Source organism: Microbacterium sp. F2 (assembly GCF_052274505.1).
GTDB lineage: Bacteria > Actinomycetota > Actinomycetes > Actinomycetales > Microbacteriaceae > Microbacterium.
Map to the genome: position 1 here is coordinate 147,569 of NZ_JBNVBV010000001.1, position 16,985 is coordinate 164,553.

At 67.1% G+C, this 16,985-nt stretch carries 12 protein-coding genes; all 12 read right to left on the bottom strand.

Annotation, left to right across the window (positions count from 1 at the left end):
- Positions 1-79: 79 nt before the first annotated feature.
- The 12 genes from ACQVDU_RS00740 to ACQVDU_RS00795 are packed head-to-tail and all read right to left on the bottom strand — an operon-like array spanning position 80 to position 16,963.
- On the bottom strand, positions 80-343 hold the full coding sequence (locus ACQVDU_RS00740) for a hypothetical protein (protein WP_292725650.1): 264 nt from the start codon (positions 341-343) through the stop codon (positions 80-82).
- A complete protein-coding gene (locus ACQVDU_RS00745; protein ID WP_300591549.1) occupies positions 336-1,544 on the bottom strand; it encodes a hypothetical protein in 1,209 nt (402 codons plus the stop codon). Before ACQVDU_RS00745 ends, ACQVDU_RS00740 begins: the two co-directional genes overlap by 8 nt.
- 10 nt (positions 1,545-1,554) lie before the next feature.
- Positions 1,555-1,845 (bottom strand): hypothetical protein, encoded by a 291-nt coding sequence (locus ACQVDU_RS00750; protein WP_292725654.1) that lies wholly within the window; start codon positions 1,843-1,845, stop codon positions 1,555-1,557.
- Positions 1,846-1,887: 42 nt separating this feature from the next.
- Entirely contained in the window at positions 1,888-6,405 is a 4,518-nt protein-coding gene (locus ACQVDU_RS00755) for an FtsK/SpoIIIE domain-containing protein (protein WP_300593772.1), read from the bottom strand.
- Positions 6,402-7,172: a hypothetical protein gene (locus ACQVDU_RS00760; RefSeq protein WP_443476043.1), complete on the bottom strand. Its 771-nt coding sequence runs from the start codon at positions 7,170-7,172 to the stop codon at positions 6,402-6,404. The genes ACQVDU_RS00755 and ACQVDU_RS00760 overlap by 4 nt, the downstream gene beginning before the upstream one ends.
- Before the next feature lie 50 nt (positions 7,173-7,222).
- Positions 7,223-8,770 carry a protein kinase domain-containing protein gene (locus tag ACQVDU_RS00765; RefSeq protein WP_443476044.1) on the bottom strand — a complete coding sequence of 516 codons (1,548 nt, stop codon included), beginning with the start codon at positions 8,768-8,770 and terminating at the stop codon, positions 7,223-7,225.
- Complete coding sequence (locus tag ACQVDU_RS00770) at positions 8,767-10,077, bottom strand: FHA domain-containing protein (RefSeq protein WP_443476045.1); 1,311 nt, start codon at positions 10,075-10,077, stop codon at positions 8,767-8,769. The genes ACQVDU_RS00765 and ACQVDU_RS00770 overlap by 4 nt, the downstream gene beginning before the upstream one ends.
- On the bottom strand, positions 10,074-10,913 hold the full coding sequence (locus ACQVDU_RS00775; RefSeq protein WP_300593760.1) for a PP2C family protein-serine/threonine phosphatase: 840 nt from the start codon (positions 10,911-10,913) through the stop codon (positions 10,074-10,076). Before ACQVDU_RS00775 ends, ACQVDU_RS00770 begins: the two co-directional genes overlap by 4 nt.
- Positions 10,914-10,927: 14 nt before the next feature.
- On the bottom strand, positions 10,928-12,097 hold the full coding sequence (locus ACQVDU_RS00780) for a DUF5684 domain-containing protein (protein WP_443476046.1): 1,170 nt from the start codon (positions 12,095-12,097) through the stop codon (positions 10,928-10,930).
- Positions 12,094-14,649, bottom strand: a complete 2,556-nt coding sequence (locus ACQVDU_RS00785; protein ID WP_443476047.1) for a transglutaminase domain-containing protein — start codon at positions 14,647-14,649, stop codon at positions 12,094-12,096. The genes ACQVDU_RS00780 and ACQVDU_RS00785 overlap by 4 nt, the downstream gene beginning before the upstream one ends.
- Positions 14,646-16,001 carry a DUF58 domain-containing protein gene (locus tag ACQVDU_RS00790; RefSeq protein WP_443476048.1) on the bottom strand — a complete coding sequence of 452 codons (1,356 nt, stop codon included), beginning with the start codon at positions 15,999-16,001 and terminating at the stop codon, positions 14,646-14,648. Before ACQVDU_RS00790 ends, ACQVDU_RS00785 begins: the two co-directional genes overlap by 4 nt.
- Positions 15,998-16,963, bottom strand: a complete 966-nt coding sequence (locus tag ACQVDU_RS00795; protein WP_292725671.1) for an AAA family ATPase — start codon at positions 16,961-16,963, stop codon at positions 15,998-16,000. The genes ACQVDU_RS00790 and ACQVDU_RS00795 overlap by 4 nt, the downstream gene beginning before the upstream one ends.
- Between the last annotated feature and the right edge of the window lie 22 nt (positions 16,964-16,985).

Below are 16,985 nucleotides of genomic sequence, written 5' to 3' on the forward strand. Positions count from 1 at the left end.
GAGAGCAGATTCACGTCGCGGATCGACGCGAGTTGAATCCACTCTCCTGGCAGGCTGAAGACGAAAGGACGTGGCAGGTTCACAGCTCTTCCTCCGCCATCGAGGCCAGTGTGCGCCCTTCGGCCACGGAACGCGCGATGATCGGCTCGAGGACATCGACGATTCTGTCGACGTCAACAGAGCCGGCCCGATCGAGCGACTCCAAGGATTCTCTTGGTCCGCGGTACTGCGCTGAGAACTCATCCGCGATGACCGCCGTTGCCCAGGCTTCGGGTGTGTAGTGTTCGGACAGCCAGAACAGGCCGAGTACGTCATCGGCATGTTGTGATGCGGTCTCAGACATTCTCGAACACCCCCACTATCATGTCCGTCCACCCCGAACTCACGTTCTCGATCGCCTTGGTTACAACGTAGTCGTGGACGATCCCGCCAGCGGCGTCCTTGAGGCCATCGGCGAGCGCTTCGCGCCCTGCCGAATCGATGATCGCCTGCATCGTGTCGTGCGTAAGCACGTTCCGAGCCCCGCTGCTCGCGAGCTCGCTCGCAGCGTGCAGCCCCTCCAGCTGAAACACTGTGCGGAAGGCAAGCTGCGGCTGCGCGAGTGTCGACCAGCTCGCCGGGCTGGTAACGAAACGAAAGTCCGCGGTCACGTTACGCAAGCCGTTGGCGAATGCGCCCTTCCCGATGGTTCCCGTGAATGCAAGAGCGAGGCCGATGCTCGCGCCGATGAGATCACCCAGCGACTTCCGCCCGGACAAAGTGAGGGCAAGCGTCGCAACGAATGCAAGTGCGTTGACCGCGAGGGAGATGAGACGCAGAGCCGCGTAGACGACCGCGAGAGCCGGGAAGAAGACTGCGGCGATCGTAAAGATCGTTGCCAGGACGTCGAGAATCCAGCCGTACTCGTCGATGAAGGCGACGATCGCTTCGAGCGCGGGGATTACGACGGTCACCCAGAATTCGACTATTCCGTCCCAGACTGCGGCCAGATGGTCCCACAGAGTGTCGTTGAGCCCCGAGGCCTCCATGGCCGTGACGATGGAGCTCATGGCAACCAGCGCGGCGGAATCCCGTTCCTCGTAGGCGGCTGCCGCCTGCTGGTGCGCGACATCGACGTCGTGTTGAGCGTTTTCTGCCTTTTCGCGCCAGTGCCGATACTTCTCGATCATCTCGAGCTGTTCGGGACCAGGTGTCTCCGCCAGCTCGCGGTAGTAGTCGCGGTAGTACGAGGCGTTGTCAAGATCGGAACTGCCGCTTCGAGCGCTCGCCATCGCGCTATCGTGCTTCCGCTGTGCTTCCTGTAGCGCCACCGCGTAGGTGTGCAGTGCGTCGCCTGTCCCGCGGTAGCGAGTCTCGGCGCGTTCGATCACGCCGGCCAGTTCGGCCGACTGGCTGCGTACCTGGTCGACAGCCAGGCTGATGGTTCGGATCTCGTTGGCGACACGGAGCAGTTCTCTGGCAGCCTCATCGATGCTGTCGGCCGTGCTCAGGTAACGTGCTGCCGCGTTCTTCACGCCTGCGGGATCTCCCGGGATGGGGCTCATCCATGACATGTCAGCTGCCGTCCCCGTTCAAGTTCGACGCGAGCTCGCGGTCCACAGCCGCGAATTCATCGTGAACTTTCCTCACCGTCTTGCGGACGGCCCGCACACCGGTGAGCATGTCGTCGCGGTGGAGGTCCCAGGCGTTGGAGAATTCGCTGAGCTTGCCTGCCAGCCCCGAGTGCCCGACGAGGTCGGCGACTCCGGCGGCGATCGAGTCCGAGTGCTCGAAGGCGCGCTCGACTCGCCCGAGTTGCACGTCCGCTGATTCCAGACCGTCGAGATCGATTCTCAGATCCGCCACGTCGTCTCCCTAAGCTGCTGTCCCCGGTGTCTGTCCCTCACGCTAGCGACGTCCTCCGCCTTTGGTCGATGGGGAGTCCTCCCCATCGACCAAAGGCATCTGAACCCGCGTCACTCGTCCGCCCCGGACGAGGTAGCCGCGGCCGGGCGGGAACTCCGCGCGAGAGACCTTTGGGAACGGCGTGCGCATGATCTGGTCGCCATCCATCGGGTCGGGCTGGAGGACGATGCCGCGTCGGGCGGATTTCACTTCTCCGAGAAGTGGCCAGGAGGAGCCCCAGCCCGCAGTCTCTGCCTCGGCGACGAAGAAGTGGTCGGAGCGCTTGATCAGTTTGATGAGTTCGACGAGAGCTGCGTCGGCGGGCGTCGAGAGGAAGTCTGAGAACCCCTCAACAAAGACTGCGATGTGCGGGACAGGCTCGCCACCGACCCGAGCTGAGAGCTCTCTGGCAAGCGAGGTCGTTTCATCAATGTCGAGTGCTGTCTGAGTCCAGAGGGCCAGACCAGCGAGCCGAGATCTTTTACCGCCGATGAAGTACAGTTCAGACTCCGGCTGAGCTCGGCTCAGTGCCGAGGCCAGTGAAAGCAGCGCGTTCGTCCGACCGCTCGAAGGCGCCCCGGCGATGAGCATTGCGCCAGCTGGCTCGAATCCCACCGGTTCGAGCGTCTCATCCGAGATCCCGAGAACCGGCTCTCCTTCCACTGCTGTCGGGAGTTCCGAGAGCAGAACCTTTCTCGGCAGGGCGCGCACCTGCTCGGCGGGTCGTCGCCGCGCGGCGATCGTCGCGCCGAGGTCGGCGATCGCACGTACCTGATCAACCGTGCTCCGAGAGCCTCCGAGCACTGCGATCTGCGTCTCCCACCCGTCGATGATCGCTCTGCCTGACGGCGAGGTCGGAGAAAGGATGTCGTCCTCCACGTTCAGAAGGGTGTATCCAGTCTCCTCGGCCAGGCGGAGTACGACCCGACGAGAGATGGACGCCCCCACAGCTGACGGCACGCTCGCTGCACGGTCGGCAGTCAGTGCGATATGGATGCCGAAAGGCCGCCCATCCGAGAGTAACTGGAGGAAGGCGGCATACCACTCTGCGCGCCCCGCTCCCACCTCGTATTCGGCACGGAAGGCAGGGAATCCATCGACGAGGAGCAAGATTCGCGCGAGGTCTTCGCTGCCCATGGATGCGCGATAGTCGTCGATCGTCGACGCGCGTGCTTCGCCGAAGAGCGCTGCCCGCCGGGTCAGTTCCGCTTGGAGCATTCGGAACAGGCGCACAACGCGCTCGGAGTCGTCACCTGCGATCACTGCGCCGACATGGGGGAGCGGTTCCAACATGCGTAGGCCGCCAGATCCGAAGTCAAGACCGTAGACATCGACGATCCCGCCTCTTGGAGTGATGCCTGCGGAGATCGCGAGCGTGCGTAGAGCTGTGGACTTTCCTGAGCCGCCCGTGCCGTAGATCGCGAGATGGCCGTCGATGTCCGGCAGGAAAGAGACCGGCTCCTGAGCCTGGCGGTGGGGGAGGTCGGCCACGCCGAGGACCAGCTTTGTGTCCGTTCGCTGGGGGAGTCGTGCCAGATCGTAGATCTGCGCCAACTCGGGCATCCACGGACGCCGGGGCGATGGTAGGCGGGCGCCGATGAACGCTTCGCCGATGCTACGTACCAGTCGCGTCTGATCAGTCGGGCCAGGGTCGGAGACGCGTGGAGCGTCTTCCGTGTCGGGCGCTTCCCACAGCACGGGTGAGCCGAAGCGCAACTCGGCCACGTCTATCGACGGAGCGGGCTTCTCGCCGGTTGTCCACCCTCCCGCGTAGGCGGCCTGAAAGGGCGTGAGCCGTCCGGGGCCCGTCTTCGCGCTCGCGCGGCCGGGAATACTCGGGTCGAAGTGAGCTGCGGCTGGCGTGCCGAGCACATCGACAGAATCTGCCTCGTCGGCCATGCGCAAAGCGATGCGCAAGTTCGTGTTCGCACGCAGATTGTCTCGGATCACTCCGGCAGGGCGTTGCGTCGCGAGAATGAGATGGATGCCGAGTGAACGACCTCGCTGGGCGATGTCGACCACACCGTCCACGAACTCTGGAACGTCGCTTACGAGTGCCGCGAACTCATCGATGACGATGACGAGCGCTGGCGGGGTCTCGGAGTCACGAAGGCTCTCCATCTCGAGGATGTCCTTGACCTTCTTGCGGTTGAACAAATGCTCGCGATAGTGCAGTTCTGCGCGCAGACTTGTCAGGGCGCGTCGGACGAGATGCGGGCTGAGATCAGTAACAAGGCCGACCGAGTGCGGCAGGGACACGCAGTCGGCGAACGCTGAACCGCCCTTGTAATCGACGAAGAGGAAGGTCACGCGATCGGGGCTGTACTCGGCAGCCATGGCGAGCACCCACGTCTGCAGGAACTCGCTCTTTCCGGATCCGGTGGTCCCCCCCACGAGTGCGTGAGGGCCCTGGGCCCTGAGATCGAGGTGCATGGCATCCGTCCCGCCTTGCCCGATGATCGCGCGTAGCCTGCCGGGACGATGGCGACCGGAGGGCGCTGCCGAGCGATCGATCAGCGACTCGTTCTGAGCCCATCGGTCGATCACTGCGGCGGTGGACGTGAGTAGCTCTGAGTCCAGAAGGGTTACGAGAGACACCGACCTCGGAACGTCGGACTCCTCGGCTGAGTAGGCGCCAGCATCCGTGACGGGCGCGAGCGAACGCGCGAATGCTGCGCACCGTTCATGGTCGATCCGCTCGGGTTGGACAGGGGTGAACTGCTCTCCCTGGCGCACGTGGCCGATTCGCGCGTCGAGGGACCCAATGGTGGAGAACTCGAGAAACGTGCGACACACCGCTGGTAACTGAGCCGACGAGGCTTCGAGCCAGATCCCGTAGACACCCGCATCCGGCGCACGCTCCATCAACTGGACGAGACGGCCACGGTCCGCGATGCAATCGTGCGCGATCAACACAACGATCGCAGGTAGGGGTATCGACGGTGGTAGCGCCGCCGAGTCGTCCTCGCCGACCTGTGCCGCGCGCGCAACCGCGGAGTCCGACACAGCCATGGCGCGCCTGGCGTACGGGTCCCGCTTGGACTCCGGTGCACGTGCATCGACGAGCTCTTCGAGCGCGGCGATGAGAACACGCGTACTCGATTCGCTGTCGGTCAGATGCGGGATAGCGTTGAGCGGGCTGCTAGGCGAGGATGTGTGGGGAAGCCATCGCATCCACTCGAAGGAGTTCCCCGTACTTGGACCGACGATTGCCGAGACGACCAGCTCATCCGGGGAGTGGAGTCCGGTGAGCTGAGTGATCAGGGCGGCAGCGGCTTCCTCCGCCGCTCCGAGTGGTCCCGCGACACCAATGCTGCCGGAGTCGTGCAGGTTCTCGAACACAGGAACTGCGGGTACGAGTGCGAATTCGTCGGCCAGGGAACGGAGCTCGTCCACGTACTCGGGTAGCGCGCGTTCCTGACCGGGTATGTCGGCGATGCGTGATCGGCTGGCGAGGGTCCCCGTTCCGATCCGAACGTTTAGAAACGACCAGTGCTCCGGTCGGCGTGTCCACAGCAGTTCGGTCCGGCCGAGGGCCGCGGCGACGACCTCGTCAGTCGAGGGGGCCTCTTTGAGGCGGATCTGGTGCTCGAGAGTGAGCGACGTGGCGAGTTTGGTGCGAAGAGATTCCATCTGTGCACCGAATCGGCGGATCTGGTCGCGCATGCGTCGGCGCCGTGTTCCACGAGTGGTCAACCAGTTTGCGAGCATCAGGACCGGGGAGAGCGCGACGAAAGCAATCGATAGCGGCGACTGCGTGATCGAGAACAAGACGGCACCCATGATGAGCGGCGCGATCATGATGAGCCAGGGGAACGGCTGGCGGTCCTGCTCGATGGGTGGCTCCGGGGAGGGGAACTCCGTTCCCGGAAACCGTGCCTCGACGCGTGGTGACCGGTTGAACGGAATCGACGCTGGTTCGCGCGGGGTGCGTCCGGGCACGCCGACGACGTCGATGAGTGTGAGCGTCACGTCGCCGAGCGCGACGCTCCAACCCGGCCGCAACGTCGCGCGCGAGAGCATGCCTCCGTCGATGACAAGACCGTTTGCCGATTGCTGATCGATGATCGTGACGGCGTCATCGAGGATGTCGATGACGGCGTGGGACTTTGAGACCGATGGGTCAGTCAGAGCGATGCCGTTTGCCTCACCGCGACCGATCGAGGTCGTTCGACCGGTGACGGTGAATACTCGCGCGTCGTCTGTGCCGCCTGATGCCCGGAACCGAGCGGTCGGTTGCCCGGCCGCCATCGCAAGACGTGCGGGTTCTGAGCCGGCGTCGATCAGGCTGATGTGAGATCCCGAGATAATGCCCGCATCTTGAAAGGGCATCGTGGGATCGATGGCGTTCCACGTTCCGCTTCTGTTGACCGTGATCGTCTGCGGGCCAAGGGTCGAGTGCTGCGGGTCTCGGGAGGCGATTGCGTCAGCGACGTCTGCCACATGTGCGCCCGCGTCGACGAATATGGTCAGGTCGGTGTAGGTGGCGTCCGGGCGGATCAGTGTCAACTTCGTTCTCATCGCGTGCTCCCGCCACTAGCCGTCTGTGGGAAATCCCTCGGCTGACCGGCATCCAACAGCGCCAGGTCTGTCGGTGTCACCAGCCGTGCCATGATCGCGTGTTCGACCAGGCGTGACTTGCGGTTGCGGGCGAGCTTCCCGACCCCGCCACGCAGACCGGGGACGCCGTCGCGGTCGAGTTTGTCGCAGACGTTGTCGAGTTTGCGGTTGAAGGTCGTGATCGGCCATCCGAGACGCTCTGCGGCCTCGGCGGAGGAGGGAATGCGGCTTGCGCCTGCCATCCCGTCGCGAAGCATCGGTTCGCACAGCGCGATGATCAGCAGCCGCTGGCTCGGGGTGAAAGTGGTGGCGCCGAGCGTCGACGACAGTGCGGTGTCGTCTCCGGTGGAGGCCGGCAAGACGGTATCCGGCGCCGTATTTGCCGAGGCGCCGTCAAGGATGACCCCGAGTTCATACGTGAACGGGCCCGCGCTGAACACGACGCTCAGCGGCGATGACACGAGTGGCATGCGGCCGGCCGGACCCAGCATGGCCTGGTAGGTGCCGTCCGCCGTTGCCACCCCGACAGTGATCGACTGGCCGCAGTTCGTCATCCACCACATTCCCGAGGCCCGCTCGAATTCCAGCAGTCGCCTGTGCAGGTAGCGGTTGTCGTCGATGCAGAGATCGGCATCGCGGCCGACGCTGAAGGTCGATCCCGGCGGGCACACGTGGCGCTCGCCGCAGAAGTCGATCGTCAGCGCCGACGCTGTCGAGTCGTCATTCATCGTGTTCCCCCCGAGTCGCGTCCCCCGCCGCATCCGGTTTCCGTTGTTCATCAGCCAGCACCAAGCAGCAGTGCCACAGCGACAGCCGCGGCGGACAGTACGAGCAGCGCTCCGGCGCCGATGATGATCAGCCGCCATGTCGTCCGCCGTCGACGGGTGCGACGTGCGGCGGCGGAGCCTCCCGTGGGGGCGACCTGCGGCGCGGGCGCAGCGCGACGGGTGATCGCCGGTGTCGGTAGCGACTCCCGGATGCCGTACGTAGTCCGGGCAGCGGACTCCGCGCCTGGGTCATAGGCGATTCGCGCTCCCGGGGGCGGCGTCCACGCCTGAGCTTGCGGAGCAGCCGGACTGGCGGGGGAGCGCAGGATCGTCTGATCTGCGGGATCGACGCGCTGCCCGGCGAGCGCAGTGCGATCCGGATCGGACGTCCGTGGTGACGCGAGTGCTGTGTGCTCGGCGTCGATGTCCCGGGTGGGGGCAATCGCCGTTGGGTCATCGATCGGCTCGGAGAGCGCCCGTGGTGGCGCGATCGCTGTTGCCTCGTCCGGCACAGCCGGCGTCCGCGGGCGTGCGATCGTGGGCTCGGCGAGCTCGAGGTCAGGGATCGTTGCCCGCGCCTGGGCGATAGCGGTCCGGTCGTCCACCGGAGGCGTAGGGGACGGCGCGACGATGCCCGCGACAACCGCTGTCTCGCGCGGAGAGAGCCGGGTGCGCTCGGCGCTGTCGTCGGGCAGGTCCTGCGCGCTCGGAATGTCGAGGTGCGTCGTCGGCAGTCCCATGTCTTGCTCGATGCGCTGGAGTCCGCGCGCGAACTCCGAGGCCGACCGCGGGCGCTCGGTCGGATGCTTGGCGAGCGCGATCGCCAGAAGCTGCTGCACCGCCTCGGGCACATCTTCACGAGGGATTCTCGGCGCGGGAGTGGACATGATGTGAGTCATAAGGGCCGGGACATCACGCGCTCCGGTGAGCTCGAACGGCGAGGCGCCCGCGAGGAGCGTGTACGCCGTGGCCGCCAGCCCGTACACATCGGCTGCTGGCTCGAACGAGTGTCCTGCGACGACCTCGGGTGCCGCCCACGGCAGCGACATCGCGCCGCCGCTGTTGGTCGGGTGCCCCGCCACGACAGAGATCCCGAAGTCTCCGAGGGCGGGCCACCCGTAGTCGGTGGTCAGGACGTTCGCGGGCTTGAGATCGCGGTGCAGGATCCCGTGGCGGTGCGCGGTCTCGACCGCGCCCGAGAGGCGGATCATCGTCTGCAGCATCTCCGGGACGCTCAGCGGCCGGTCGCGGATGCGTTCGGCCAGCCCCGGGCGCGAGCAGTACTCCATCACCAGGTACGGGCGGCCGGTTGTCGTGATCGCTGCGTGATACACCGTGACGATCGAGGGGTGGGTCGACACGGTTGCAAGCAGATTCGCCTCGCTCTCGAACGAGGCCTGCGTGCGGGGATCGGTGACCGCTTCGCGCATGACCTTGACAGCGACCCGGCGACGGGGGAACTCCTGCTGGAAGAGCAGTACGTCTGCGAACGCGCCGGCACCCAGGTGCCGCTCGAACGTCAGCCCCGGGATGTCCACCCCGCCGTAGCCGGGAGTCACGGTACATCCTCCACGTGGATGCGCACGCCTCCCAGGTCCACCACGACTCCAGCGGTCAGCAGCGCGGTCTCGCCGCCGCGCAGGCGCCGGAGCGTTCCATCCGTCGCGAGGATCACCGTTCCGTTGGTGGATCCCAGATCCTCGATGACGACGTTCCACCCCTCCACACCGATGCGCGCGTGGTTGCGCGAGACGTCGGTCGAGGCGCCTTCGATCTTCACCAAGGTCGGAAGAGTGCGACTATCCGACCGCTCTGCGCGGGGGCTGCGGCCGATGATCATCTGCGCGTCGATGGGAAGGCGGCGTCCGTCCGGGAGGCGCAGCATCCCCTGAGGTCGACTCGTGCGCGCCGGCTGGGCGCCCGTCAGCGGAATCGCGCACACGACGCAGGTCGCCCGCGTGGGCGGGTTCGGGTGGCCGGTCGCGCAGACAAGGCCCGACACCTCGGCCGACATCTCGTCCGGCGCTGAGGGTGACGTCGTGTGTCCTCGAAGCGTGGGAGACGGAGTCGAGAGAATGGGGGAGGGCGAGGATGCGATCTCGCCCTCCCCCTCTTCTGCCCGAACCGCGGCCGCCTCGACGCCGAAGAATCTCGTGGACCCGAAGAGATCGTCGAACCGGTAGCGGTCCGTCTCGGCCTCCTCTTGCGATTGCGGTGGAGAGGCCGGTTCAGGGCTGCCTGCGGGGGTTGGCGCCGGCGCCGCGCTCTGCTGCGCCACAGTCGCAGGTCGCTCGGTCGGGGTAGATGCGCTGGATCCGTCGTCGAAGAGGTGCGGGGGGAAGTCTTCGGTCTCGGCGCTGAGTCCTCCCCGTGCTGCACCTATGACCGTCATAAGCCGCAGCGGGGCATCCGGCCGGCGAAACACGATCTCGCTGATCGCCAGGGCACCCGGGCGGGCCGTGCGCTCATCGTCCGGGGCCTTGCGCAGATCTGTGCGGACCAGCTGCCTGTCGAAACAGACGGCCAGGCGTGTGACACCGTCGAACGCTACTTCGCGCCACGTCCGTGCGCCGAGGCCGTCAACGGTGGAGCGGCGCCACCGATCATCCTCGATTGTGAGGAGCGCCGCGCCGCGCAGCATGGCCGTCAGCGTGCCGTCTTCTACCCTGCCGACGAAGAAGTCCGGCAGTGCGCCGATTCCGGTCTGGAGCACGACATCCAGCAGATCCTCAAGGGGCGTGTCGGCCGTCATCATGGGGAGCACCGCGCGGGCGCGATCCTCACCGTAAACACCGCCGAATGCGACGCAGGTCGATCCCTGGATGATCGCGGGATGATCGCCCCGCATGTACGTCCAGCCTGTCATCCGCGCGCCCGCGGCTTACTGGAGGGGACTGTGTCCTCGTCGGGGAGCAAATCGGCGACGACCGCGCTGGTCGTGCCGATGCCGCCGGTGACGTCGTCGGAGTCGGGGCTCGCGCCGCCGGCGACGACATCCACCACGATCGCCGTCACGTTGTCGCGCCCGCCGCGCTCGACCGCCTGCATAACCAGAGTGGTCGCCGTCTGCTGGGTACTGCCACCGAGAGCGAGGCCGGCGCGCAAACTCTCGTCGGGGAGCTCTCCGGTCAGCCCGTCGGAGCAGATCAGCAGCCGTTCGCCTGTGACGATGGGCAGCAACCAGTACTCGGCCTCACTGTCGGGGGCTCCCACGGCCCGAGTGATGACATTGCGGCCGCTGTAGGTCGCCATATCCTCGCGGCGGAGCTTGCCTCCGTCGACGAGTTCCTGCGCGACCGAGTGGTCGACTGTCACCTGTTGGAGCGTGTTGCCGATCAGCCGGTACACACGCGAATCGCCGATGTTCAGCACCAGCCACCAGCGGTTGTCGTTCTGGGTGACGACGACGATTCCTGTGAGTGTGGACCCGGCTCCGTTGGGGAGAGTGTCGGCGATCGTCGCGACACTGTGGTGGGCGCGCCGGACCGCGGCCATGACATCGTGGGGTGCAAGATCGTCGACCCCCACGAGGGGCTGGAAGGCTTCGATGACCGCGGCGCTCGCGCGATCGCCGGCGTCGTGGCCGCCCATGCCGTCGGCGACGATGAACACCGGGTATGCGGCGAGGAGCGAGTCCTCGTTCATCGTGCGGCGTCGACCGGTATCGGTCTGCGCCCCGGTGGTGATCGTCAGCGTCGTCATGCGTGTGGTGGCCTTCAACTCTTGCGGATGCGGAATGTCGCGTCCCCGAGCTGGAACGTCCCGATGAGAGTGTGCGTCGCGGTGACCTCTATCTCGGCGCCGGATTCGTCGAGCACGATCGAGCCGTTGGTCGAACCCGAATCTTCGATGACCCAGGTGTCACCGATCAGACGCAGCACAGCGTGCGACTTCGAGACCGTCTTGGTGCCGTCTGCCACCGCGATGACCTGGGCATCCGACCCAGCCGGGGCCGACGGTGAGCGCCCGAGGATGACGGTGCTTGCGGTGATGGTCACATCACTGCCGTCGGGCAGAGTCAGCAGCCACGAGGGACGCTTGGAGCGCGAGATCACGGTGCGCTCGTCATCCTCGTCAATGTGCACGGGAGATGGGGCGGCGGGCACAGGGGCCGCAGGAGCGACGTCCGGTGCCGTTGCCGGCGCGGGAGCCCACAGGCTGCTGGGCTGCTGGGCAGGGTTCGGGGCGGGCGGCGGCGGCGGGATGAAGGCGGTCGGCGCCGCAGCGGGAGCGGCTGGCGCCGGGGCGGGAGGTGCGGGCCATGGGGTCGCAGGGCGAGCGTCGAAGGGCGATGAAGAGCTCGGGGGTGGGGGCGGGGGCGGGGCGAGCGCGGGTCCACGCGGGGGTGCCGGAGGCGCCGGAGGTACGGGGGGTGCCGGAGGGGCCGCGGTAACCGCCGCGCCGCCCGCAAGTGAGAACGGACTGGTCGGCGGCGCGGGGGGTGCCGCCGGTGTGTCGAATGGCATCTGACCCGTCGGGTATGCCGGGCGCAGCGGCCCTGAGAGCAGCCGCGAGCTTCCCCACCCGAGGATGCTGGCCCAGATGGGAAAAAAGAACACAGCGAGGACGGTCAGCCCCGATCCCCGTCCGAACCGCTTGTTCACGGTATCGATCGAGATGATGAGGAAGACGAAAGCGACGATGTCAACGATTGGCAGGAACGCCAACAGCGCCCAGAACCCGGGCTTGCCCCCGAGCTCGTACAGCGTCCACGTGTTGACGACAGGGACCCACGCCTTCCAGACGGGCTCGCCGGCCTTCTTGAAGACAGCGCCGAGTGCCAGCGCCGTCCAGATATAGATGCCGAGAGCGATCAGTATCACGACGAGGATCACGACGATCCCCGCTCCCAACAGCCCGGCGGCTGCTCCGGATCCATCGTTCATGAACGTTGCTCCTTCCGCGACGCCGTGCGCGTCATCCGGGTGGTGTGGGTTTCAGCGGTGCGGGGGCGGGCGGCGCGCTCTGCTCTTGCCTGGGCGGTTGCCGTCTGGATGCCGCGGCGGAAGGATCGCAGCGAGATGCGAGCACGCAGGCTGGCCCACCAACCGAGCCCCGTTCGCAGATGCGCACGCTCTGCGTCGACGAGGCTCCAGAACGCGTCGCTCTCGGCTTCGGTGGGCTGCTCGAAAGCGAAGGCCGACCGATCGGCCCACGAGGCCAGCGCGACCGCGGCGCCGGTGCCTTCCGCGTCGTACAGCGCAGCGAGCTCGGAGCGCGTCTGCGCGTGCGGCAGCGGCAGCCCACGGTCGACCGCGGCATCAACATACTCGTCCCAGCCGGCGATCACCCGGTCTGCGGGGTCGGCTGCGCGACGGCGGGAGCGCCGCCGCACCGTCTTGGCCGTAATGATCGCCAGCAGGGGGCCCAGCAGGATGAAGAGGACTAGCAGGACGCTTCCCGACACGCGCAGCGCGGCCCAGAGGTCTGAGAGGTCCACGCTCTCTGGCACGGCCGTGTCGTCGGCGGTGCCGGCATCCGCGGGGGACGCATCCGGTGGTGGGACGGCATCCGCCTGCTGCGGGCGCACGTCGGTGGGGATCGGGGGGTCGTTGCGCTGATCGATCTCGGGCGCGATCGGGTTCGCGTGCTGGGGCGTCGTGTCGATCGGGATCCAGCCGCCTGCGGTGTCGCGGATCTCGATCCAGGCGGCGATGTCACCGCCGACGCAGCTGCCGTCTTCGCAGACACTCAGCGTGTCGTCCTCGCTGTGAAGCCGGGCGCCCAGGACGACACGGCTCTCGAAGCCGAGTCGATCGGCGATGAGGGCCGCGGCTACCGCGAACTGCTCGTCGTCACCGACAGCGGCAACCAGCAAAGCGTCGTCGCCGCCGCCGACGTCATTCTGGCGCTCATTCAGGGCGCTGAACAGCGACCCGATCCGATCTGTCGAATGCCCGGCCCGGCTGGGCTCGAACGAGTAGTCGTCCAGCTGGGTCATCCACAACGGCGGGACGTCCTCATCGATCGTGAGTGCGTGGCTGAGATACCCGCGGGCGCGCAGGCGTTCGATGAGAGTCACCAGCCCGTCGTAGCCATCGGCGACGTCTTGGAGCTCGAGCCACTGGGTAAGCGAATCCGGGATGACATCCTCGTCGAGTCGGGGCTCGCCGACGAGCGGATCCTGCACGTCGGCGGCGGCCAGTGTGGCGGTCTGGGAGATCGACACGCCCGGGGCAAGGCCCGGATCCGACAGCTGCACGCCCATGTCGGCGTTAGGGCTGAAGAAGAAGCCGTCCGCGAGCAGGTTCCGATCTTCGCCGGAGAATCCCACGGAGGCGAGCCCGGCGGTGATCGGCACCCAGATCCCCGAGTAGGCGCCGATCTCGATCACCGAGCGGACGGTCCCCGCACCAGACGATGTCGGAAGTCGCACGAACGCGGTGGCCAGCGGATCCAGCCCGTCCGGGGCGAGGACACGCGCGACGACCCCGTCGTAGAAGCTGAGGGTGGCAAGGCGCACGCGGTCCACCGACGGATCCGTGGTGATGCGGAAGAGCTCGGTGTCCACGATGTCGTCATCGAAGTTCTCGCGGTAGGTGATGAGGGGGCTGAGTTCGGAGCGGATCCGCAACTCCGGGGCGATGACGGTGCGGGGAACCTCGCGCACCTGCCCCGCCACGGCCAGCGGCGCAACGACTAGCCCGACGACGGTCGCGACGGTCGCCATCGCGCCGGCGAGCAGCCACTTGCCGGTCGCGGCGCCGCGGGGGCGCTTGGCGCGCACGCCGGTCGCTGTTTCGGCCGTGCGCAGCTCGAGGGAGCGCGCGGCGTTGGTACGCCACACGAACCAGCCGACGCATGCGAGCAGGCAGAACAGGCCCGTTGACAGCTCCACCACTCCGGGAACGGTGACGGGTCCGATTTCCAGGATGCCGCGCACCGCGCTTGAGCCGAAGACGATGCCGAAGACCGGCATCGTCAGTGCGAGCGGCGCGGCGAACACCCAGTGACGTGTGCGCCACGCCGTGCTCAGAGCGATCACAGGCGCGAGGAGACAGACCAGCAGGAGCGGTGCGAGCACTGCCTGGTAGGTGCCGAGAGGCACGTCGAGGGTGAGGATGTTCTTCCACCCGGTAACCGGCGCGGTGGCGATATCGACGACTGCGGCGGGAAGTTCGCTGAGATCCGTGAGTGCCCGCGGCGCCCCGAGGGGGATACCGAGGACGAGGTAGGCGGCGACGGTAGCGAGGGCGACGATCCACCACGACCACCGGCTGCGGGCAGCCAGGACGGCGATCGCGACCCCCGTCACAACCCCGATTCCGACGGTGAGATACATCCAAGGGTCGCGGTAGATCGGCCACGCGGCCACAGCGGCGACGCCCCCGAGTGCGACGACCAGCCCCACGTCGATGCCCCACAGTCCTCGTGGCAGGCCGGAGGTGCGCGCGCTGCGGCGCGCACGGTCGCGGATCGGGGCGGCAGGCGCGCTCATGCCGCGGACCGCCGGGCAAGGACGTGGCGAAGGTCGTCGAGGAGTCCGATCGTGATCACGGCGATCTCGCCCAGTTTCCGATAGCCGGGCTCGGCGGTCGGATCGCAGACGATCACGATCACACTGACGTTGAGGGGAAAGGCGACGGCCGCGGATTGGATGGTATGCGCGGTGACTGTCGAGCCGCACACGAGGAATCCGACCGAGACATCGCGATGGGCCTCGACAGCGAAGGTGGCGACATCCAGGAGGGGGTTTACGGAAGCGCGCTCGGCGACCTCGCACAGGGCGTCCAGCAGCGTTCGGGCGCTCACCGTCGGCAGTTCGTGCACGGCGCGGGTGATGCGTCTGGCGAACTCGGGTATTTCCTGCCCGACGACGACGTCGACGTCACGGCCGTCGCGGATGCCGCGCACACCGAGCGAGCCGACGGCGCTGACCGCGAGCTCGAACTCGTCTTCGTTAGCGAACTCCGTCTCGGCTGTGGCGAGTGCGATCAGCATGCGCGAGCGCCGGGATTCCTCGTACTGGCGCACCATGAGCGTGCCGGTCTTGGCAGTCGACTTCCAGTGCACCTGGCGGCGGGAATCGCCGGGGACGTATTCGCGGATGGCATGGAAGGAGATGTCGGAGTCGACGATGAGAGACGAGGGATTGCCCTCGAGATCGCGGACGAAGCCTGTGGCGGTGCTGGGGATCACCGTGGTCACCGGGTGCACGTACAGGGTGTGGTGGTCCTGCCACGCTGTCTCACGTCGCAGCAGTCCGAGCGGGTCCCCGCGGACCGTGCGGGCTGGGCCGATCGCGATGACACCGCGGCGGTGGGTGGGAATGGCGACCTGTTCGCTGAAGACCGCCCCGGGACGGAGCAGGGGCACGGCGATTTCGACAAGACCTTCACCGACGGGGACGTCGACGACCCCTGGGAGGGCGAGTCGACGCCCGATGTTGGTCACGGTGATCGCGCCGCTGACCTCGGCGCCGGCGACGACCCGGTCATGGGCGAGCGTGAGGTCCACCTCGTAGGCCCGCGCGCCGAAGAGGAACACCGAGGCGAGCAGCAGAAGACTGAGAGCGATGGTCCCGGCGGCGACGAACTCGATCCAGCCGAGGATGAGTCCGGCCGTGAGCCCGACCACGGCGGCGGCCACCAGCATCCACCCGCCAGCGGTGACCGTTTCGGTCACCGCCCGTGTCGCGCGCGTGATCGTCTGCCTCAGCCGCCGCCAGAACTTGATTCCCTGGACGACGACGACCGTCGTGGCTCCCCCCGTTGCATAGCGCGTTCGAGTGGTGGACCGGCCGGTCGATCCACTCGTTCGCGTGATCCGGGAGTCGGTGTGTGAGCTCACGCGGACTCGCGCTGGCTGGGCGGCACGGTGTCCAGAAGCACCTGTCCGATGACGGCGTTCGCGGTGACCCCGTCGAATTCCGCCTCGGGGTCGAGGATGAGGCGGTGGGCGAGGACCGGCTCGGCCAGCGCCTTCACGTCGTCGGGGGTGACGTACGAGCGGCCGTGGGCTGCGGCCCAGGTCTTGGAGGCCTTTGTCAGCGCGAGCGCGCCGCGCACACTCACGCCCAGGCGCACCTGCGTCGCGTTTCGGGTGGCTTCGACCAGGCGCGAGATGTAGTCGAGCACGAGCGGGTTGAGGTAGACCTCGCGGGCGATGTCGGCCATCGTCACCACACCCTGGGGGGTGATCACGGGGGCGACTTCGCGCTTCGCTGTTGCCGTCCCCTCGAGGATCTTGAGAGTGGCGGCGTGATCGGGGTAGCCGAGCGAGGTCTTGAGCAGGAAGCGGTCGAGCTGCGCCTCGGGCAGTCGGTAGGTGCCGGCCTGCTCGACCGGGTTCTGGGTGGCCACGACCAAGAAGGGGGTGCCGACCGGGCGGGTCACGCCGTCGACGGTGACCTGGCCCTCTTCCATGACCTCGAGCAGGGCCGACTGGGTCTTGGGGCTTGCGCGGTTGATCTCGTCGGCGAGGACGACGTTGGCGAAGATCGGTCCCATGTGGAACTCGAACTCCCCCTTCTTCTGGTCGTACACCGTGATACCGGTGACATCGCCGGGAAGCAGATCGGGGGTGAACTGGATGCGGCTGCTCGTGCCCTGAACGGTGCGCCCCATGGCGCGGGCAAGCGACGTCTTGCCTGTCCCCGGGTAATCCTCCAGCAGCAGGTGGCCCTCGGAGATCATCGCCGTGAAGGCCAGTTCGATGACGTGGCGCTTTCCGAGCACGACCTGTTCGACGTTGGCGACCAGGCTGTCAAAGGACTCCTGGAACCAGTTGGTCTGTTCGGCGGAGAGGGTCATGCGGATCCTTTCGGGCGTGCGG